The 20,024-nt window shown below is 65.6% G+C and carries 11 protein-coding genes; 7 read left to right on the forward strand and 4 right to left on the reverse strand.

The window, feature by feature from the left end; translation table 11 throughout:
- Positions 1-283 precede the first annotated feature (283 nt).
- Together SH602x_RS13710 and SH602x_RS13715 are read right to left on the reverse strand one after the other, a co-directional pair.
- Positions 284-3,598 carry a secretin N-terminal domain-containing protein gene (locus SH602x_RS13710; protein ID WP_479472845.1) on the reverse strand — a complete coding sequence of 1,105 codons (3,315 nt, stop codon included), beginning with the start codon at positions 3,596-3,598 and terminating at the stop codon, positions 284-286.
- Positions 3,599-3,902: 304 nt separating this feature from the next.
- The gene (locus SH602x_RS13715) at positions 3,903-5,375 is read right to left on the reverse strand and encodes an AI-2E family transporter (RefSeq protein ID WP_479472846.1); all 1,473 of its coding nucleotides are present in this window, start codon (positions 5,373-5,375) and stop codon (positions 3,903-3,905) included.
- A gap of 258 nt (positions 5,376-5,633) precedes the next feature.
- Between SH602x_RS13715 and SH602x_RS13720 the strand changes: the two genes are divergently transcribed.
- The 4 genes from SH602x_RS13720 to SH602x_RS13735 all read left to right on the forward strand — a co-directional run bounded on the left by SH602x_RS13720 (position 5,634) and on the right by SH602x_RS13735 (position 13,048).
- Positions 5,634-6,827, forward strand: coding sequence for a DUF6268 family outer membrane beta-barrel protein (locus SH602x_RS13720; protein WP_479472847.1), 1,194 nt, complete (start codon positions 5,634-5,636; stop codon positions 6,825-6,827).
- A 217-nt stretch (positions 6,828-7,044) separates the two neighbouring features.
- A complete protein-coding gene (locus SH602x_RS13725; protein ID WP_479472848.1) occupies positions 7,045-10,446 on the forward strand; it encodes a DUF1553 domain-containing protein in 3,402 nt (1,133 codons plus the stop codon).
- Between the two features lie 58 nt (positions 10,447-10,504).
- Complete coding sequence (locus SH602x_RS13730; RefSeq protein WP_479472849.1) at positions 10,505-11,827, forward strand: DUF1501 domain-containing protein; 1,323 nt, start codon at positions 10,505-10,507, stop codon at positions 11,825-11,827.
- A gap of 393 nt (positions 11,828-12,220) precedes the next feature.
- Positions 12,221-13,048 carry a sugar phosphate isomerase/epimerase family protein gene (locus SH602x_RS13735; protein ID WP_479472850.1) on the forward strand — a complete coding sequence of 276 codons (828 nt, stop codon included), beginning with the start codon at positions 12,221-12,223 and terminating at the stop codon, positions 13,046-13,048.
- Positions 13,049-13,138: 90 nt separating this feature from the next.
- Here the strand turns inward: SH602x_RS13735 and SH602x_RS13740 are convergent, their stop codons facing one another.
- Positions 13,139-13,582: an ArsR/SmtB family transcription factor gene (locus tag SH602x_RS13740; protein ID WP_479467843.1), complete on the reverse strand. Its 444-nt coding sequence runs from the start codon at positions 13,580-13,582 to the stop codon at positions 13,139-13,141.
- A gap of 580 nt (positions 13,583-14,162) precedes the next feature.
- On the opposite strand from SH602x_RS13740, the gene SH602x_RS13745 reads away from it, so the two are divergent.
- The 3 genes from SH602x_RS13745 (at position 14,163) to SH602x_RS13755 (ending at position 18,576) form a co-directional block, all read left to right on the forward strand.
- Positions 14,163-16,118: a peptide ABC transporter substrate-binding protein gene (locus SH602x_RS13745; protein ID WP_479472851.1), complete on the forward strand. Its 1,956-nt coding sequence runs from the start codon at positions 14,163-14,165 to the stop codon at positions 16,116-16,118.
- Between the two features lie 90 nt (positions 16,119-16,208).
- The gene (locus SH602x_RS13750; RefSeq protein WP_479467841.1) at positions 16,209-17,252 is read left to right on the forward strand and encodes an ABC transporter permease; all 1,044 of its coding nucleotides are present in this window, start codon (positions 16,209-16,211) and stop codon (positions 17,250-17,252) included.
- Positions 17,253-17,295: 43 nt separating this feature from the next.
- Positions 17,296-18,576, forward strand: coding sequence for an ABC transporter permease (locus tag SH602x_RS13755; RefSeq protein WP_479472852.1), 1,281 nt, complete (start codon positions 17,296-17,298; stop codon positions 18,574-18,576).
- Here SH602x_RS13755 and SH602x_RS13760 read toward each other — a convergent pair.
- Positions 18,515-19,942, reverse strand: coding sequence for a hypothetical protein (locus SH602x_RS13760; protein WP_479472853.1), 1,428 nt, complete (start codon positions 19,940-19,942; stop codon positions 18,515-18,517). The two genes, SH602x_RS13755 and SH602x_RS13760, sit on opposite strands and share 62 nt — an antisense overlap.
- Between the last annotated feature and the right edge of the window lie 82 nt (positions 19,943-20,024).

The raw sequence follows: 20,024 nt of genomic DNA on the forward strand, positions 1-20,024 counted from the left end.
AGCCGGGTTCCGTCAAAGCGCTCTCTCGAAGCAGATCGGCGATCTTACGCCGGATTCGCTCGGAGTCCTCCGACGGGCTGCGCCCGCGCCGGTTGAATCAACCGGCGCCACCCTGGAAGGGTCGCCGACCGCAAAGTCCACTCCGCAGCGCACCGGCGCGTCGGATCGGGCTCAGGACGCCGAACCGACTCCTCTTGTCGACTTCGTCGACCCCGATAGCAGAGCTATCGGGGCCACCCGGGCCTGCCGCCGAGCGTCGAATCGACGTTCGCGGCCTCGTTGCTTACCGTCCCGAGCGGGGATCGCGGCTGCTGCGATAGGAACCGCCGTAGCCGCTGCGGCCCGAATAGCGCGGGTCGTAGCCGCGCGACGACGTGGGCGCGGGCGGCTGGGGGCTCAGCGGGGTCTCCACGGTCGTGACCGTCACGTTGGGCGAGATCGACTGCAGAACCTGCAGCACGGCCTGCGACTCCGCCGGGAAACTCTGCGGCAGGCGGACGATGTCGACGCTTTCGCGGGTGTCGCGGGCGATCAGATCCCGGCTCTCCACGAAGGCGGAAATCTCGCGGAACAGGGGCTCGTCGCAGGAGACGATCAGCTCGCGGGCGATCGGGTCGACGGCGACCGTGAGCGCCGGGCCCGAGGGCTGCGAACGGGCGCCGCGAGGTTGCGGGCGAGCCTCCTGCTGTCGGCGGCGATCCTCCTCCTCGCGGTTCTGGTTTCCTCCCCGATCGCGGCCGTCGCCGTTCTGCTGTCGTCGGGCTTCTTCTTCGCGCTGGGCCGCGGCCGGATCGGTCATGCGGTCCTTGTACAGGGTCTGCACCAGCACGGCGATCTGATTCACGTCCGCGTACCGCACGGGAATCGATCGGGGCGTGCGAGCGACCAGCGACGGCGGAACGTCGACCGTATCGAGGATTTCCAGAAGCTGCTCGACCCGCTGGATTTGAGCGACCGTGCCGCTGACGAACAGGGCGTTCGTGCGGGGCTCGGCCACGACGTCGAACGACGCCGGCGTCGACCCGGCGGCGGCAGCGTCGTACGGCGAAGGGCCGTAGAGCGAACTGATCAGCGCGTCGGGCATCAGCGAGTACAGGATCGACGCCGTCTGGGAAGCGTCCGCCGCTCGCAGGTAGAAGACCGTCCAGTTCGTGCGCGTCGGCATCGTCCGGGCGAGTTCCCGGACGATCTCCTCGACCTCGTCCAGCGCCCTCAGGTCGGACGAGTAAAGCTGGATCTTGCCGTCGCGCACGACCGCCTGCACGCGCGGCGGGCCGTCGGAACCCGGCTGAGCGGCGTCATCATCGACCGCATCGTCCGTTCGCGGCGCTTCGTCCTCAGGCGCGTCGCCTTCCGAAGGTTCATCCGTTTGAACGTCCTGAGCGGGCTCCTCGACGGACTTCGTCGTCGTCGCTACCGGCGCTTCCATGGCGATCGTGCGAATGTACGGGAAGGAGACGTTTCGATGCACCGCCGACGGGGTCGCGTCCTCCGCGGAGCGTGAGCTGACGTATGCCGCGTCAGGAATCGCCGAGGCGATGACCGGCGCCGCCGCGGGATGGCCCAGATCGATGCGTCGCACGGCGGAGACTTCGTCGTCGTTCGAGGCGTCGTCGTCGTCCCGCGGCAGGCGAACCTTCGGCTCGCCGTCGTTTACGGCGTTCGGTACCACGACGCGCAGACCGGCGTCGCGACCCGGCGTCTCGGCGAGGATCCGTTCCGCCGTACGGACGATGCTCTCCGCGTCGTCGGCATGGACTTCGATCGTGCGGAACCGGGAGCCGATCGGCGCCGAGGCCTGGTCGGTCTGACCTTCGCCGTAGGCTGCGAGAGCGGAACGGACCTGCTCGACTTGCTGCGAGGTCCCGCGAACGACGAGCGTGCGTGATGCCGGTTCCGGCTGAATGATCGGACGTTCGTCGCGGTCCTCGTTGTCGAACATGCCGCCCAGCAGCTCGCTCATCGCGAACGGGTCGTACTTCCTGAGCGGGATGACCGCGACGGTGCGGCCCCCCTGTCCGCCGCCGTCGAGCGTGCGGATCAGTTCGGCGACTTCGAGGTGCTCCTCCGCGGTCGCGAAGATATGGAGCGTATCCTGCCGGCGATCTTCGTTCACGAGCACGCCCGGCATGAGGACGTCGAGGGTCTTCGCCACTTCCTCGACGCTCGCCTCGTCAGTCAGATAGACGCGCAAGAACTTTTCCGTCGCGGCGAGTCCGCCGCCGTCGCCTCGCGGCAGGTCGATCGACGTGATCACGTTCTCGATCAGCGCGAGACCTTCCTCCGTCGACGTGACGAGCAGGTTGTTCGTCGAAGCGAGGGAAGAAATCTGCGTGTTGACCGTCACCTGGGCGAGCAGGCGATCGTTCGAGGGGCGTTGCTCCCGATTTTCGTCGTCGCGGCCGCGACGATCGCCGGAGTAGTTTCGGTAGCGCATTTCGCGCTCCATTTCGGTCCGGGCGCCGCTGACGTTGACCGCGCCGGAGCCGAGGCCGAACAGTTCGCGCACATGCTTCTCCGCATCCGCAGCCGCGATGTGACGCAGCGGGAACGATTTGAATTCGAGCTTGTCCGGCTTCGCGGGCGGAGCGACGCCGTCGATCACGGCGACCGCGTCGCGAAGACTTCGTCCGAAGCCCTGCACGATGACGGCCTGCAGATTGCGGAGCGGCTTCGCCGAACCGTGCTGACCGAGCAGTTGCGCGATCTCCAGGGCTGCCGCTTCGGGTTCAACGCTGGGGGTCCGGACGACGACGCGAACGAGTTCCTGTTCGCCCCGCGTCGCCAGATCGTCGATCGAGACCGTCGGAATCAGGTCGGCGATCTGCGGACTGTCGGTCCGGACGCAGACGAGAAAATTGTGCCGCCGGATCACTACATAGCCCCGGGGCAGCAGGTAACCGTTGAGCACGTCGACCGCTTCCGCCGGCGTGCGCGGCGCGTCGTCGAAGTAAGTGAACGAGCCGGGGGGCGTATCGGACAGATCGAGCGAGAGCTTCTCCCAGCGTGCGAACTGTTCGAGCACGACCGGCCAGGGAGTCTCCTGAAAGCCGAAGCGGACCTTCTCCGGCTGCGCGGCGTCGGTCGGCGCCACGAACTCGAATCCTCCCTCGCCGCCCGCCCAGCGGATGATCTGCGGCGGAGGCTCGACCGGCGGCGTCACGGCCCCGGCTTCAGTGCCCGGAACGAATGCCCCTGGAACGAAGGTCTGAGCGCCGGGATCCGCAGGGATCGACCCATCGGCGGGCGGGGGCGTCGCGGGACTCGGCGTACCGTCAGGCGAAGGGCCTGCGGGCGAAGAACCTTCGGGACTCTGTCCCGGCGTCGCGATGCCGTTCTCGGACGGCGCGTTCGGCTGCGGGATCGACGGCGCCTGTTCGGGAGTTGTGGTAGCCCCTTCCGCCTGCGGCTGCGCCGCATCGGGCAGCGGAGCCTGGATCGGCACGACGATCGGCGCAGGAGCGGCGACTTCGTTCGCCTCCGCCGCGGCGATGACCAGTCGCGGCGCTCCGAATGCCGAGGCGGTCAGCACGAGCGCTGCCGGGGCGAATAAGCAGGCGCTTGCGAGCCGGTTCGAGCGGCGGCGTGATTCATTCATGGCGAACCGGTGGGGCGGGAGGAGGGCCGATCCCGCGAGGTCGCGATTCGGCTCCGGGAAGGAGTCGCGACGGATCGGGATCGAACCTGGTCAGCCGGCGATTCGCCTCGTCGCGATCGTTCCGGCAGCGGTCGGGCAGGCGGCGTAACAGGGAGGAATCATGCCCCGAGGGGCAAGAGGATCCGCAGCGGGCGAGAATTAGGCGGGAACCTGCCGCGGATAACCTTCTTTTTAAACCCGGAAGCCGCCGACGGCAACGAATCTTTTCCCGCGACGGCGGCAGGTTGCGTAACGCCGAAACGAATTACGGCATTTCGCTGCGGAGCGTTGGCTGCTTCGTCAGGCGTCGACGGGGCGGAGGTCCGTACGAGCGGCGGAAGGCGGGGGAGCGTCGTCGTTCCTCCGCGCTCGGACGTCCTCGGTTCGCGGCATCCATCGACGTCAGTTCCCGCTGCAGAATCCGCAACATCGTCGACAGGTAAACGACGACCAGCGGACCGACCAGGATGCCGACGGGCCCCAGCGCCTTCACGCCCCCCAGAATGCTCAGCAGCGCGAGCAGCGGGTTGATGTTCGACTGACCATGCAGAATGAAAGGTTTGATGACGTTATCCACGGTCGACACGATCGTCAGGCCGTACACCGCCAGTAGCGCCGCCGCGATCGGTTCGTTCTCGACGAAGAAGAGATAGGCACAGACCGAGAAGAAGACCGACCCCGCGCCGAAGAAGGGAACCATCGACATCACGAACGTCACGACGGTCAGGATGAAGAGGTTGGGCACTCCCGCGAGCCAGTACCCCAGCGCCGCGGTCGTCGCCTGCGCGGCCGCTGCCAGAATCGTCGCCATGAAGACGGCGCGGCTGACGCGGCTGAACTCTTCGAAAAGTTCCCGGACGTACGACTCGTCCAGCGGAATCAGGCGGATCGCTCCCTGCACCATGTAGGGACCGTCCGCGAAGAAGAAGAACGTCGCGACGATCAGGATCACCAGGCCGACGATGAACTCGATCAGCTTCACGCCGGCCGAGCCGGTGAACGACACGAGCGAGCTTTGGACTTCGGCGAGCGCCCGTTCGAAGAACTCCCGAAGCTGAGCCTCCGACGGGTTCGCCACGGTCTTCAGCAGGGCCATCGTCGATCCGCCGTAGATCGCCGTGCGGAGCTCCCCGAAGCGGTCCGTCGCTGCGGCGACCGTATCGCGGTAGGCCCGCGACCCCGGCTGATCGATCGGAACCTGTTCGAGCGATTCGGCGAACTCGGTCAGGGCGAGTTCCGATTCGGCCAGGGACTCTTCATCGAGCGCAGTTCGCAGCGCTTCGGCGTCTTCGCGCAGATCCTCGATCCGCCGGGCGACGATTTCCGGAGTCGCCGAACCTTCCGTGGAGAGTTCGTCGAGCGACTCCTCCATCGAACGCAGCCGCTCCGCATCGGGGGCCGACAGGCCCAGGCGCTGCCGCAGGTCGATCAGGTTGCGATTGAGCGATTCGGAGTTGACGGTTCGTGCGAAGCGGACCCCCTCGATGCTCGCCATGGTGACGATCACGCCGACCGGCAGCAGCGTCAGAAGCAGCGCCGCCGTGGTCGAAAGGACCGCGGCCAGACGCTGGCGTCCGTTGAATCGCGCGGCGAGCCAGTCCTGCATCGGTCGGAAAATCACCGTGATCACCGCCGCCACGAAGAGCGGGATCAGGAAGCTCGACATGAACCAGTAGAAGAGGATGCCGACGCCTACGATCGAGGCGAGCAGCGCGATCAGCGAAATGATGCGGGCCATGGAACAACGGGCAGAAAGAACGAAGCGAACGTGCTTCGGGCGGCGTCGAAGCGATGCGAGCGGCGAACAGGCGGCGCCGCGGGCCGTCATTCTATCGATAGCGGATGCCGGGTTCGGAAGTCTCCCCCGAATCGGGCGCTGCGGCGGGCATGTTGCGCTTTACAGTCGGCGACGGTTCCTGAGTGGCCTCGGGGGCGCTGCGATTGACGTGCAAGTCGCTCCTGAACTACCGTCCGCGACCCGTGCTCGATCAATTGCATGAAGCGTCGTCTGACTCTCTTCGCGCAGCGCCTGCTCGTCGCGTTCCTTCTCGGGAGCGCCGCGACCGCCAGCGCACAGCAACTGTCGAGCTTTCGATCGCTGAGCGTCCTGTCCGAACCGCAACCGTCGGGCGAATCGGCAGACTCGTCCGACCCGATTCGGCGAAGAGGCTCCGCGGAGGAAACGGACGAGACGGAATCCGACGCAGAGGACGACCCGGCTCTCCCTGCTGTTCGTTCCGCCGCGATCGATCTGGAGACGTCTTCCGCGAATTCAGGCACGACGGCGAAGCGACCGCGCGGTAAAGGAGCGATGCCGGGCGGCGAATCGCCGATGGGAGTTTCCGCATTCTGGAGTCCCGCGCAGAACGTTCGCGGCGGCGGCGACTTCGCCCTGAGCGGTCAGGAGGCGAAGCTCGGCTTTCCGATCTCGATGGTCGAAGGCCACGGCGCCTGGATCGCCATCGCGAACATCACGCGACTGGAGATCTCGACCTCGGAGATTTTGCCGCAATCGGGGCTCGCCGTTCCGAACGAGCTCTGGTCGATTCAGGCCGGGGCGCTGCATGTCCGCGAGTTAGGCGACGGCTGGTCCGTCGGCGGGATGCTGATGGTCGGCTCGGCAAGCGACGCGCCCTTCGAGGACGGACGCGACCTGACGCTGACGGCGGTCGGATTCCTGAACGTGCCCAGCTACGACCAGAACGAATGGCGCTTCAGCATGTTCTATTCGCCGACCAGCCAGTTGCCCTATCCGCTACCGGGCGTGGCCTACGTCTGGCGACCCGATGAGCGCTGGGACGTCTCGATCGGCATGCCGATGTCGGTGACGTATCGCCCGACAGACCGTCTGATCCTGCAGGCGGCGTGGCGACCGCTGACCAATATCGACGCCACAGCGACGCAGGAACTGGGAGACGGCTGGAGGCTTTCGGGCGGGTACCGCACCCACACCGATACGTTTTTCCTCTCGCAGCGCGCGAACGACGACGACCGGCTGTTCCTGTTCGACCAGCGACTCTTCGTCGGCGTCGGTCGGGATCTCTTCCCGGGCGCTCGGCTGGAAGTCTCCGGCGCCTATCTGTTCGACCGCCGATTGTTCCAGGCGGAGGACTTCACCGGCTCGCGAGCCGACGGCTTCGGCATCGAGCCCGGCTTTCTCGGCACGGTGCAGCTCACGTTCGTCCGCTGAACGAGCGCGCAGGCGAAATGGTCGGACGAAGCCGCGTCGCTCTGTCGCCGAGCGCCCTCGCACTCGCAAAAAGTGTTGCGAGGAGCGGGGGGGATCGCCTACGATAACGGTTGCCTGACGCCGTTTCGTCCGGGCCTCCTCCCGCAAGTTTCAGGGTCGCAATTCCCGCGCGATCCGAGACGAGCGACCGTTCGACTCCTTCTCTCCAGGAACGCGCATGCGCGGAAACGTTCTTCGCGTCAGCCTTTCTGTGCTTCTTTCGCTCGCGCTCGGCTGGCACGTCGCGCCGCGAATCTTCGCCGCGGAAGAGGCTCCCGCTGCGGCGGCCAGTCCGTTCGCAGCCGCGGTTGCCGAAGATAAGCCCGCCCTTCATCTCGACTTCGCAGCGCCCGATCGCCTCGGCGCCGTGTTGCCCGAAGGGGTCGCGGTCGTGCCCGGCGCGAAGAAGAACGTCGCCGCGGCGCCAGGTCCGACGGCGCCCCGTTTCCCGCGGATGAGTTCGCAGAACGGAGCGGCGACGTTCGCGGCAGGGAGTTTCCTGAAGCTCGAAAATTCGATCGACCGTCTGCGGATCGGGCAGGGGGGGCAGATCACCATCGAAGCCTGGGTCCGACCGACCCTGCTGGGCGACGACTCGAATCGCTACATCATCGGCAAGGGACGCACCAGCGCCGACGCCTCCGATCAGAACTGGGCCCTCCGCCTGCGAGGGGAAGGGGGTCGCGCGAAGGCGAGCTTCCTGTTCCGTTCCGCCGACGGCGAGACGCCCGGGAACTGGCATCGGTGGACCTCGGATGACGGATTCCCCGTCGACGGTTCCTGGCATCACGTCGCGGTTTCTTACGTCTTCGGTCAGCCTGACAGCGTCCGCGGCTACATCGACGGTCGTCCCCTTCCCGGAACATGGGATATGGGCGGACCGACGACGAATGCGCCGGTCGTCGATGCAGGAGAAATCTGGGTCGGGTCCGCCCTAAGCGGGTCGGCGGGGAACACGTTCGTCGGCGATCTGGACGAAATCGCCGTTTATGAAACCGCGCTCTCCGCCGAGCGGATCGCCTCCCGCTTCGAGGAGGACGTCCCCGATCCCGCCGAGGAACAGCTCGCCCGGATGGCGAGCCTGCAACCGGGCGTCGTTCGGATGGCGATCCTGGAGGCCTATCCTGCCGGCGATCCGTGGTCGGCGAAGGGGAACGCGAACAGCGACATTCTGACGCTCGACCGGCTCTGCATCACGGAAGAACCGCGGAAGTACGGCCCGGAGGGAGCCGTTCTCGCGCGGCCCAATCCGCACGTGGTGCGATTCGCCGTGAAGCGACGCCTGCCGGCGGGCGATTACGAGTTCGTCCTGCGCGCTCGCGGCATGTCGCGGATGATTCTCGACGGCGTCGTCTACGAAGGGACGCCGCCCGTGAAGGGTGGCAACTCCGACGGCTACGACAAGGTTTATCCGCTCAAGGATCCGCTCGTTCCCGGCATGCACCTGCTCCCGTTCGGAACGCAGGAAGCGGTCGTAAAGGCGCGGCTCGAAGAGGGCGAGCATTCGCTCGAATTCGAAACGCTCGTCGGCGGCAAGAGCCAGCGCGTCGAACTCGGCGAAACGCTGATCGCCTACCGCGGCGATGACGGGCCGTATCGCGTGCTGGCTGCCGATCCGGCGGACGACGTCGAGTTGACCGAATCGTGGTGGCTCGCTTCCTCCGGCGAGCGTCACGAGTTGAACAAGCGGCTGAACGCGTCGCTCCGCAGGCAGGTCGCCGCGGGATCCGACTCCTACTGGCGCGACCGGCACGACTGGGCGGCCGGCGTCATCGAAGAGCTTCCTGCGTTCGACGTTCCGGCAGTCGACGGCGTCGCTCACCCGATCGACCGGTTCCTCGCCCAGAAGATGCACGAGCGGGGGCAGGAGCCTGCCGCGATTGCCGACGACGCGGTCTTCGTCCGGCGGGCGACGATCGACGTGCTGGGTCGCAATCCGACTTCTGACGAGATCCGCCGGTTCGAGGCGCTGCCGGCTGACGATCGCCGTCCGCTCTACATCGACGAACTCCTGTCGCACGACGAGTGGGCGGACAACTGGGTCCCTTACTGGCAGGACGTGCTGGCGGAGAACCCGGGCCTGCTCAAGCCCGAACTGAACAACACGGGGCCCTTCCGCTACTGGCTCTACGAAGCGGCGCTCGACAACCTGCCGATGGATCGCTTCGCGACGGAACTGCTCGCCATGCAGGGCGATCGCCTGACCGGCGGACCGGGCGGCTTCGCGATGGCCAGCCAGAACGACATTCCGATGGCGTCGAAGGCCCACATCGCTGCCCAGGCGTTCCTGGCCGTCGACATGCAGTGCGCCCGCTGCCACGACGCGCCGTATCACCCCTGGAAGCAGGAGCAGCTTCTCTCGCTCGCGGCCATGCTGGAACGCAAGCCGATCACTCTCCCCGCGACGAGCACCGTCCCGCCGCTGCCGGGCGGACGCGTTCCCGCGATCGAGATGACGCTCGCTCCGGGCGACAAGGTCGATCCGACGTGGCAGTTCGACGAGATTCCCGTTTCGACGCCGGCTCAGCACGTGCGAAAGAGCGACGATACGCGGGAACTCGCCGCGTTCATCATCACCTCGCCCGAGAACGAACGCTTCGCGCAGACGATCGTCAACCGTGCCTGGAAGCGTCTGATGGGGCAGGGCATCGTCGAACCGGTCGACGACTGGACGCAGGAGGAGCCGTCGCATCCGGAACTGCTCGCCTGGCTCGGTCGCGAATTCGTCCGCGACGGCTACGACCTGAAGGCGCTCTACCGCCGCATCCTGACGTCGGACGCCTACCAGCGCGTCGCGACGACGCCGACGACGTTTCCTGAACCTGCCGAGGAACGCTCCTTCGCCGCCCAGACCCGGCGGCGGCTGAGCGCGGAGAACCTGCTCGACTCGCTCTTCACGATGGCGGGCAAGGAGTTCCACTCCGAGCCGATCACGATGGAGCAGGAGGGGCGCCGCCCGATCGACACGTTCCTCCACTTCGGTCGTCCGCGCAAGGCCTGGGAGTTCGTCAGCCCCTCCGGGGAGCGCGACCGCCCGGCGCTGATCCTTCCCGGCACGCAAACGCTGGTGGACGTCCTCGGCGCCTACGGATGGCGCGATTCGCGTCCGAGTCCGATCTCCGTTCGCGACGAAGAGCCGAATGTGGTGCAGCCCCTCGCGCTCGCCAACGGGCTCGTGCCGCAGCGACTCTTCACCCTGTCGGACGATCATTCCCTGACGGCGATCGCCCTCTCCGACGTCTCGCCCGAAGGTCTGGCCGAAGAGATGGCTCTGCGCGTCTGGGGACGTCATCCCGATGCGATGGAACGCGAGGCCCTGCTCGAAATGGTCAGCCCCGGATTCGAGTCGCGGCGACGACTGGACCAGCCGGTCACCCCCTCGCCGATCGCCTCGCTCAGGTCGCCCGTCTCGTGGTCGAATCATCTCATCCCTGACGCGACGACGACGATGCTCGAGATCGAGAAGGTCGTCATGGCGGGGGATCCGCCGACGAAGCGTCTCGATCCCGAGTGGCGCATGCGGGTCGAGGACCTGCTCTGGGCGATGACGAACTCGCCGGAGTACGTCTTCGTTCCCTGACCGCACGAAGCGCCGCTCGACGAACTGACTCACTTCTCCTGCTGACGGTCCCCCTTCGATGAACGATTTCCCCCTCTTCGGCGGCGACGTCTCCCGGCGTCGATTCCTGCAGGCCTCCACGCTCGCCGGCGCGGGACTGGCCGCCGGATCGCTCGGGCTGGCGCGCGGCGCGCGGGGAGAAGCGTCCGGCGCGAAGCTGGGCCAGGCGGATAGCTGCATCTTCATCTGGCTGGGGGGAGGCCAGTCGCAGATCGATACGTGGGACCCGAAGCGTCTGAGCAAGGGGAAGACCGATCCGGGGTCGTACTATCCCGCGATCGATACCTCCGTCCCCGGCATCCAGGTCTGCGAGCACCTGCCGGGGTGCGCGAAGCGGATGGAGCATTTCACGCTGCTACGCGCCGTGCATCACGAGGTCATCGACGAACATGCCGCGGCGACGCATCGCGTGCATACGGGTCGCCCCACGACGGCGACGACGACCTACCCCTCGATCGGCTCGATCGTCGCCAGTCAGAAGGGCGGACGCGTCGAAGGGGTACCCCCCTACCTGTTGATCGGGTATCCCAGCCCCAGCCGCGGACCGGGATTCCTCGGCGCCAAAAACTCCTACGTCTACCTTGTCGATACCGAGCAGGGGCCCGCCGGGCTGAAGCGCGATCCGGCGGTGAGCGACCTGCGCCAAGCCCGCCGGGAAGAGTTGCTCGCGAGGTTCCGTCAGGACTTCGTCAACGAACATCCCAGCGATCGCCGCATCGCCGAATATGCGGACGCGACCGTCGAAGGGCTGAAGCTCGCGGGGCCGAAGTTTCTGTCGGTCTTCGATCTAGCGTCGGAACCGGCGAGCCTGCGCGAATCGTACGGCGGCGAGTTCGGCCAGCGTTGCCTGCTGGCCCGGCGTCTGACGGAGGAGGGCGCCGCGTTCGTCGAGGTCTCGTTCAATCTCAACTTCATCAACGGAACGGGCTGGGACTCGCACAACAGCGGTCAGGCCAACCTGCACCTACTCATTCAGGATCTCGACAAGGCCCTTTCGGCGCTGATCGACGATCTGAAGAATCGCGATCGCCTCGACAAGACGCTGATCGTGGTGGCGACCGAATTCGGGCGTCCGCCGGAGTTCGACGGCGGCGGCGGTCGCGGTCACCAGGGAAGCGCCTTCTCCATCGTCCTCGCAGGCGGCGGACTCGCTGGCGGCAAGGCGATCGGCGTGACCGACGACCTGAGCAAGAATCCTGTCGACCGCCCGATGTCGGTGCCCGACATGCACGCGACGATCCTCGCAACGCTCGGCATCGACCCGCACCTCGAACTCTACGACGGCGACCGCCCCGTCCCCGTCACCGACTTCGGAACCGCCGCGCCGGAAGCCTTCGCGTAAGGACGTGGATCCGGCCTACGCGCGGGTTCGCTCTTCGCCTCGTCGAACGAACCCTCGTCGAGCGAACCCTCGTCGAGCGAACCCTCGTCGAGCGAACCATCGTCGAACGACCAGTTCGCCCGTGTGCCATGGCTGGCTTGTCCAGCCGTGCTGAGGGCAGCGGAAGCGACGTCGAATTCGTCTGTCTTTCGGATGCGTGCAGTTCTGCTCACCTAGGCGAGCGAAGGCAGGGACACGCTCGGCTGGACAAGCCAGCCATGGCACACCGAGTAGACCGTAGGTCAGGCAGCCCCTCGTCGGGCGGTTGACGACGGGCGAAGCGACGTTTAGCGTTCGACGGTCGCGGCGACGCGACTCCCGATCGATCCGCTTCTCCCCCCTGCGAAGCCTGCCATGAAGTACGCGATCTGCAACGAAACCTTCGGCGACTGGCCGCACGACAAGGCCTTCGCCTACGCTCGCGAAGCGGGCTATGATGGCGTCGAGATCGCTCCCTTCACGCTCGGCGCCGACGCCTGTTCGATCAGCGAACCGACGAAGGCGGAGATCCGCCGGATAGCGGCCGCCGAAGGAGTCGAGGTCATCGGCCTGCACTGGCTGCTCGCCAAGACCGAGGGCTACTACCTGACTTCGCCCGACGAAGCGCTGCAGCGCAAAACGGGCGAGTACCTCGCGGAACTCGCCCGGCTCTGCCGCGAGTTGGGCGGACATCTGATGGTGCTCGGTTCGCCGCAGCAGCGGAACCTGCTTCCCGGCGTCACGCATGCCCAGGCGCTGGAGTACGCCGCGCGGACGATCGGCTACGCCGTGCCGGAGTTCGAACGTTGCGACGTGACGCTCGCCGTCGAGCCGCTCGGTCCCGCGGAGGGAGACTTCCTGCTCACGGCGGATGCAGGCGAGGAGCTGCTGGACCTCATCGGTTCGCCGAGGTGCGGTCTGCATCTCGACGTGAAGGCCATGTCCAGCGAGAGAGAGCCGATCGATAAGGTCATAAGGCGTCACGCCGAACGGCTGGTCCACTTCCACGCCAACGACCCCAATCGTCGGGGACCGGGCATGGGAGAAGTCGACTTCGTGCCGATCTTCGCGGCGCTGCAGGCGATCGGCTACGACGACTGGATCTCGGTCGAGCCTTTCGACTACTCGCCCGGCGTCGACGCGCTCGTCCGCGGCAGCCGCGAGTATCTCGCGAAGTGCGAAGCGGCCGCGCGGGCGCTCTGAACGAGAAAAGGCCGTCGCGGCAGGAGCGACGGCCTTTCGATAGCTTCGCCTTCGTCGCGCGATTCGCGCGACGAGTCGCGGAAGCGCCGCTTATGCCAGTTCCGTGCGAGTCCGCTCGGCGACCGTCTCGGGCGAATCGTCCGTCATCGGATCGAGCGCCGAGAGCAGTTGCTGCGCGTGCTTGAACCGTTCCGGCTGCAGCCGATAGAAGTTGTGCTTCCCGTCGCGACGGGAATCGAGCAGACGGGCCTTACGCATCAGCGCCAAGTGGTGGCTGACCGCGGGCTGCGACTGCTTCAGCGCTTCGCAGAGCGTCCGGACGTTGATCTCTTCCTTCTGAATCAGAAAGTAGAGGATCTTCACCCGCGTCGGATCGGCGAAGAGCTTGAACAGCGACGAAATTTCTCGAGTCGCTTCGGGCGAAAGCGTTTCCAAATTCGCGTCCACAGGGGACCTCGTTTCGGCGACCGCGTGCGACGAAGCGTAATCGCGAGCGTCGGCGCCGTCGTGATGGGGCATCGAATCGATCAACATGGCAAATCGACTTCCATAAAGGGCGGACTGCACGAATCCTCTCCCGAAGGAACAGGCTTCGCGTCGCCGCGCCCGAATCGCTTCGACAGGGAAGCGAGGGCGCCGCGAATATGACCGATCGCTCGTGTGCGATGGAACCGCGAGAGACAACTTCGCCGCAACATCCGATCTGCGGGTTCCGTTGCTTCAGCGGCTAACGTTCGTCACGAAGAACATCGAGCGATCAGCCGAATCGATGGACTATTTTATGCATCGATATCGATCGGGCCAGCCTTCCAGCCCCGTATTCCGGAGACTAAGGCGGTTTTAAACTTCCTTACGTGGGTAAATCCCCTACCAGAGAAACATCCAGACGCTCTGATAAGTGTCGATTTTCGGCGTTTTTCCTTACATTGATACTGCGCTAACAGCCTGAAGGAGTCGAGAAAAATTTACGGAATTCTTGTCCGGTCGGGCTGTCCGCTCGCGTCAGGATGCCTTTTCGTCAGTCGTTGTCCAGCATCCGCCGCTTCCTTACGATTACGCCGGAGCCAGCGCGCGGGCCGCGCACGCTGCCCGTAGTCGACCGGGGACGAGGCACATGATTCTGCTGCGACGAATCTTTCCGTGGCTCGCGCTGAGCCTCGGAGTCTGCGCTGTCGCCTGGGCGTTCGCCTTCGGTTCGATGGAGCCGGCGGACTTCACTTTCAACAACGCGACGGAGATCGAAACCGTCGATCCGCCGAAGGCGACCGGACAGCCCGAAGGTCGCGTCATCGACGCCCTCTTCCAGGGGCTGATGCAGAACCTGCCGATCCCCGGCGCCGTGCCGAACGAGAGCGGCATCACGCCGACGCAGCCTACTCCCGCGGTCGCCGAATCGGTGGAGATCTCCGAAGACGGCAGGACGTATACGTTCAAGATTCGCCCCACGGCGAAGTGGTCCGACGGGCGCCCCCTCAAGAGCGAAGACTTCCGCTGGTCCTGGCAGCGGATGCTGCATCCGGAGACGGCGGCACAGTACGCCATGCAACTCTACTACGCTCGCGGCGGGGAGGCGTACAACTTGCAGATCGTCGCGCCCGGCGATCCCGTCGAAGTGGAGTTCACGGAAGGCCGGGCGCTGGAGGGCCAGAACTTTCCGCGCGGAAAGATCCTGCGCGGAACGCTGAAGGAAGTTCTGGAACCGGCCCTGTCCCAGGCGGCGGAAGAAAAGAACGCCGCCGATCCCGATCATTTCGACGCCACCGACGTGCGGATCTACGTCGTCGAAGCGTTCTCCGAAGAACTAAGCGGCGAGGTCACGACCTTTCCGCCTCGCATCGAGCGTTTCTGTCGCAAGCCGCAACTGCTCGCCGAGCCGCCGACCGATACGCGCCCGATGGCGTACGTGCTGCCCGACTTCGAAAAGACGGTCGGCATTCGAACGCCGGACGATCGAATGCTGGTCGTCGAACTCAACAACAGCACGCCGTTCTTCCTGAGCCTGTGCGCGTTCTACCCGCTCTACCCGACGCAGCGGGAATGCGTGGAGAAGTACGGTTCGCCCGACTGGACGAAGGCGGAGAACCTCGTCTGCAACGGGCCCTTCACGATGGAGTTCCGCGCGATCCGCGATCGCATCCGCCTGCGGAAGAATCCCGAGTTCTGGAACGCCGATCAGGTCTCGCTGGAGACGGTCGACGTCCTGGGCGTGCAGTCGGCGACGACGTCGCTCAATCTGTACGAGACGGGCGAACTCGACTGGAACACGTCCGCCGGCGTGCCGCTGCCGGCGATTCCGATTCTGCAGGGGCGCCCCGATTTTCATGTCGCGCCGCAGCTTTCGGTCTACTTCTATCGCATCAACGTCACGCGCAAACCGTACGACGACGTCCGCGTCCGCCGCGCGCTGAACATGGCGATCGACAAGCAGAACATCTGCGACAACGTCGCCAAGGCGGGGCAGACTCCCGCGACGGGCGTCGTTCCCCCCTCGTTTCCGAATTACCAGTCGCCACCCGGGGATGAATTCAATCCCAAGGAGGCTCGCCGCCTGATCGACGAGGTCCGGGCGGAGTACGCCGCGCGGGGCGAGAAGATGCCGACGCTGGAAATCCTGTACAACTCCAACGACGCGCATCAGGCCATCGCGCAGGTGATCCAGAACGACTGGAAGATCCACCTCGGCCTGTCGACCGAACTGCGCGGGCTGGAATGGGCGTCGTACCTGGCCGAGCAGCGGGCGATGACCTACCAGGTCTCCCGGTCCGGGTGGATCGCCGATTACCCTGATCCGAACACGTTCCTCGACATGTGGCTCACCGGCGGCGGCAACAACATGACCGGCTTCAGCGACAAGCGCTTCGACGAGCTGATCAAGCTTGCGGGCGAAGAACGCGATCCGGCGAAGCGGATGGATCTCTTCAGTCAGGCCGAGGCGATCCTGAACGAGCAGGTGCCGATCATTCCGATTTACTACTACGTCTCGATGAACCAGGTGAAACCCCACGTGAAGGGCTTCTACGGCGACGTCGAAGATCGGCACCCGCTCCACCTGATGAGCGTGGAAGAGTAAGCTTCGTTTTCCCGCAGCGCGCCGGCCCTGCGACGCTGCGAAGTCAGACGGGACGCCTGCCCTACCCGAGCGCGCAGAGAGGATCGCTAGTTGGCCAGTCCGACGGACGTCGAATCGAGCGACCTGACGGCGCCGCCGGATCTGAACGATCCGGCGAAGACAGCCGCGCCGGGCGAGCCTCCCCGCCCCGCGAAGAGCAAACCGCTGACGGCGTTCCTGCTGGCCCTGGGCAAGCGGATGCTTTGGAACGTCTTCGTCCTGTGGGTGATCTTCACGGCGTCGTTCGTGCTCATGCGGGCCATGCCGGGAAGTCCGCTTTCGCGGGAGCGCAGTCTGCACCCCGCGATCGAGCGGGCGATGCAGGCGCGGATCGGCCTCGACCGGCCGATTTACGAGCAGTACTTCTCGACGCTCTTCAGCTACGCCCGGTTCGATTTCCTGCCGAGCATGAAGCTGGTCGATTTTCACGTCAACGAAATCGTCGGAGCCAGCCTGCCCATTTCGATGTCGCTCGGCATCGTCGCGCTCGCGTTCGCGCTCGTTCTTGGGCTGTCCGCGGGCGTCGTCTCCGCGATACGAAGGAAGAGCGTGCTCGACCGCGGATCGATGGCCCTCGCGCTGCTCGGCATTTCGATTCCGAACTTCGTGCTCGCGGCTCTGCTGATCATCGTCTTCTGCTTTTTGATCCCGATCTTCCCGGTCGCGGGCTGGGGAACGCCGATGCAGATGATCCTGCCGGCGCTTTGTCTGGCGGCGCCCTACGCCGGGTACATCGCCCGGCTGACGCGCACCGGACTGATGGAGACGCTGAACCTGGATTACGTCCGTACGGCGAAAGCCAAGGGGCTCCGCGAGCGGACGGTGATCCTGAAGCACGCCATGCGCGGGGCGATCACGCCGGTGGTTTCCTTCCTCGGTCCCGCCACCGCCGGCATCCTGACCGGCAGCGTCGTCGTCGAGAAGATCTTCTACATCCCGGGTCTCGGCAACCACTTCATCGAGGGCGTGATGATGCGCGACTACAACGTCGCCATGGCCTGCGTCATGATTTACGCCGTCGTCCTGCTGGCGGCGAACACGCTGGTCGACCTCGCGTACTCGCTGATCGATCCGCGCGTGAAATTCGAAGGCTGAGTCCGGATCCGCTTCGTTACCTGCTTCCTGTTCACGGGGCCGCATGACGACTGCCGACGAATCGCGATCCTCGCTTCCGCATTCGGCGAACGCCGGACGCGCGGCGAATCCCTCTTCGGGAACGAGCCAGGACGCGAAGCGCGACTACGGCAAGTACGAACGGCTGCTCGACGAGGCGAAGCGTCTGAAGGGGACGTCGCTCTGGCAGGACGCATGGCGTCGGCTGAAGAAGAACCGCGTCGCGATGGCGTCGCTCTGGTTCCTGATCGCGATGTCGGCGCTGACGTTCTTCACGCCCCTGCTGCCGCTGCAGTCGCCGGTTCGGCAGGACGCGCAGAACCGGGCGTACCTTCGCCCTTCGCTGACGACCGCGGGTCTCGGCTGGAGCGAGTTCAAGGCTCGCCGGACCGAGCTGCGCGAGGAACTTTCCTCGGTCGAAGCGTCCGGAGGATCGACCGAGGCGGTCGAACTGGCCGAGCGGAACCTCGCCAACTACGAAGAGCAGGAGCACCCGATCCAGAAGCAGTACCACAAGCCCGGTCTGCTCGCGCAACTGATGATCTCCGCGAGGTTGGCCATCTTCGGCGACTGGTCGATCCCTTCGCTGTTCGGAACGGACAGCCTGGGCCGGGATCTGTTGTCGCGGGTCTTTTGGGGCGCCCGTGTGTCGCTCAGCGTCGGGTACTTCGCCGCGCTCGTGTCGCTCGTGATCGGCGTGACGTACGGCGCCGTGTCAGGCTACTTCGGGCGTTCGATCGACGCCGTGATGATGCGGGTGGTCGACGTGATGTACGCCGTGCCGTTCCTGTTCATCGTGATCTTCGTCGTGATGATCATCTCGGAAGAAACGACGGCGGCCGCGCTGGCGGAGTACGGCATCGACCGGACGGTCGTCTTCTACTTTCTGATCGGCGCCATCTACTGGCTCACGATGGCCCGCGTCGTCCGCGGACAGGTGCTGACGCTGAAGAACGAGCAGTTCGTGCAGGCCGCCAGGTCCATCGGGGCGAGCGACTTCCGCATCATCTTCCAGCACCTGATCCCGAACCTGTTCGGCATCGCGGTCGTGTACCTGACGCTGACGATTCCGTCGGTGATGCTGTTCGAGGCGTTCCTGTCGTTCCTGGGCGTCGGTATCCGTCCGCCCGACGTCTCGTGGGGCCTGCTGATGCAGGACGCCGTAGGCGGCATCACCAAGGTGCAGATCCTATGGTGGCTCGCGCTCTTCCCAGGCCTCGCCATGTCGCTGACGCTCTTCGCGCTCAACTTCCTCGGCGATGGCCTTCGCGACGTGCTCGACCCCCGGCTGAAGAACCGGGAGTAGGGGCTTCATCTCGTTCGCCTGGCTCTCGCTTCTCTGCCAAGAGAGGTTCTTCGGCCGATCCGACTGAGCGTCGCGGGCGCCTGATACAGCCCAACGCGCTCCGTCCTATCAGCAGCGCGAAGATCGCGAGGCTGATCGCGAACGTCACGCGGTACCAGCGCCAGAAAGGCAAGTCGCGTCGAGTTGGGACCGGAGGTTCGAAGTAGTTTTCGAGCGAGAACGTTCCGGGTTCGAACTGGGGTTCGATCGACCAAGCGACGCGGGTCCGGAAATCGCTTGTAACCGCTTCGACGGGCAGGACGTAGCCGCCTACGCGCGCGAAGCGGTACTCGCAAGATACGGGGCGGGAACGATTGATTTCGCGGAGCAAGACGGGCGACCAGTCGAGACCGCCGTCGAGAACGAGCGACTGCTCCTCGACCGGAATCGCTAATCCCGGAAGGTCGGGTAGGCGACGGACGTAAGGCTCGAACAGTAGCCTCACGCGGGCTCCGTCCAATTGCTGCGCCGAGGAGACGTGGTCGAGGTCGCCGGGATTCAGCGAGAACTTCGGTTTGACGTAATCGTCGGGCGACGGCGGTGGATAACGCTTCCAGTCGGGTATTTCCGCTGTCATCCGACTGAGGACCCGCCAGCCGTCTTCGGTCGGCTCGAGGGCGTGCGAGCTTTCGCCGTCGGCGACATGAAGCTGGGGTCGTATGGGGCCTCGCAGATGGGCCGGCTCCAGATCTTCGCAGATGAGAAAGGCCTCGCCGTCGCGGGCGTGAACGATTCGCAAAAGCCCCCAACCGAATTCGTCGTACTCTTCGATCCGGGCGAACCGTTCCGGCGTCTTACGTTCCGACCAGGCCTCCCGAATTTCGGCAATCAGTTCGACAAGCTCCTGATCCGAGAGCTTCGTTCCTTCGGGGTGCGGCTCGTCGGCCGTCGCGGGTTCGAGTTGAGGTCGCTCGAACTGCGGCGTCGCCTCGCCCAGGAGTTTCTCAGGCGGAGGGAGCGGCGGGACGGGCCTCGGCGGTTTTCCCTCGGTCCGTTCGTAGATCTGTAATTGCTCCAGTTGCGGCAACTCGGCGATCCGCCGGCGCAGTTCCGACGCAGGGTCACCGGTGACGGCGAGGACCCGGATCCGAACGAGGTATTCGTGCCAGAAAGCCGGTTCGGACGCCGTGGGCGGCGTCGCGGGAGGCTCCTCCGGCGGGAGCTCGCGTCTCACGTAGACGTCGCAACCTGATTGGGCGAGCGCCGCGAGAACAGCCTGCTCTTCGAGAAAGAGATCCCGGTGAAACTTCCACCACCCCGCGCCGCTGACGACGAGGAGCATGGTCGCGAAGAGCGAAAGCATTCCGAAGCGAGGACGGCGAAACATCGAGGCGCCTTCGGAACTAGACAAGTAACGGGACCAGTCGCGCGCTCAAGAAGCTCTGCGCGACTTCCAGCTTACCGAGGGG

The sequence above is a fragment of the Lignipirellula cremea genome (genome assembly GCF_056501455.1).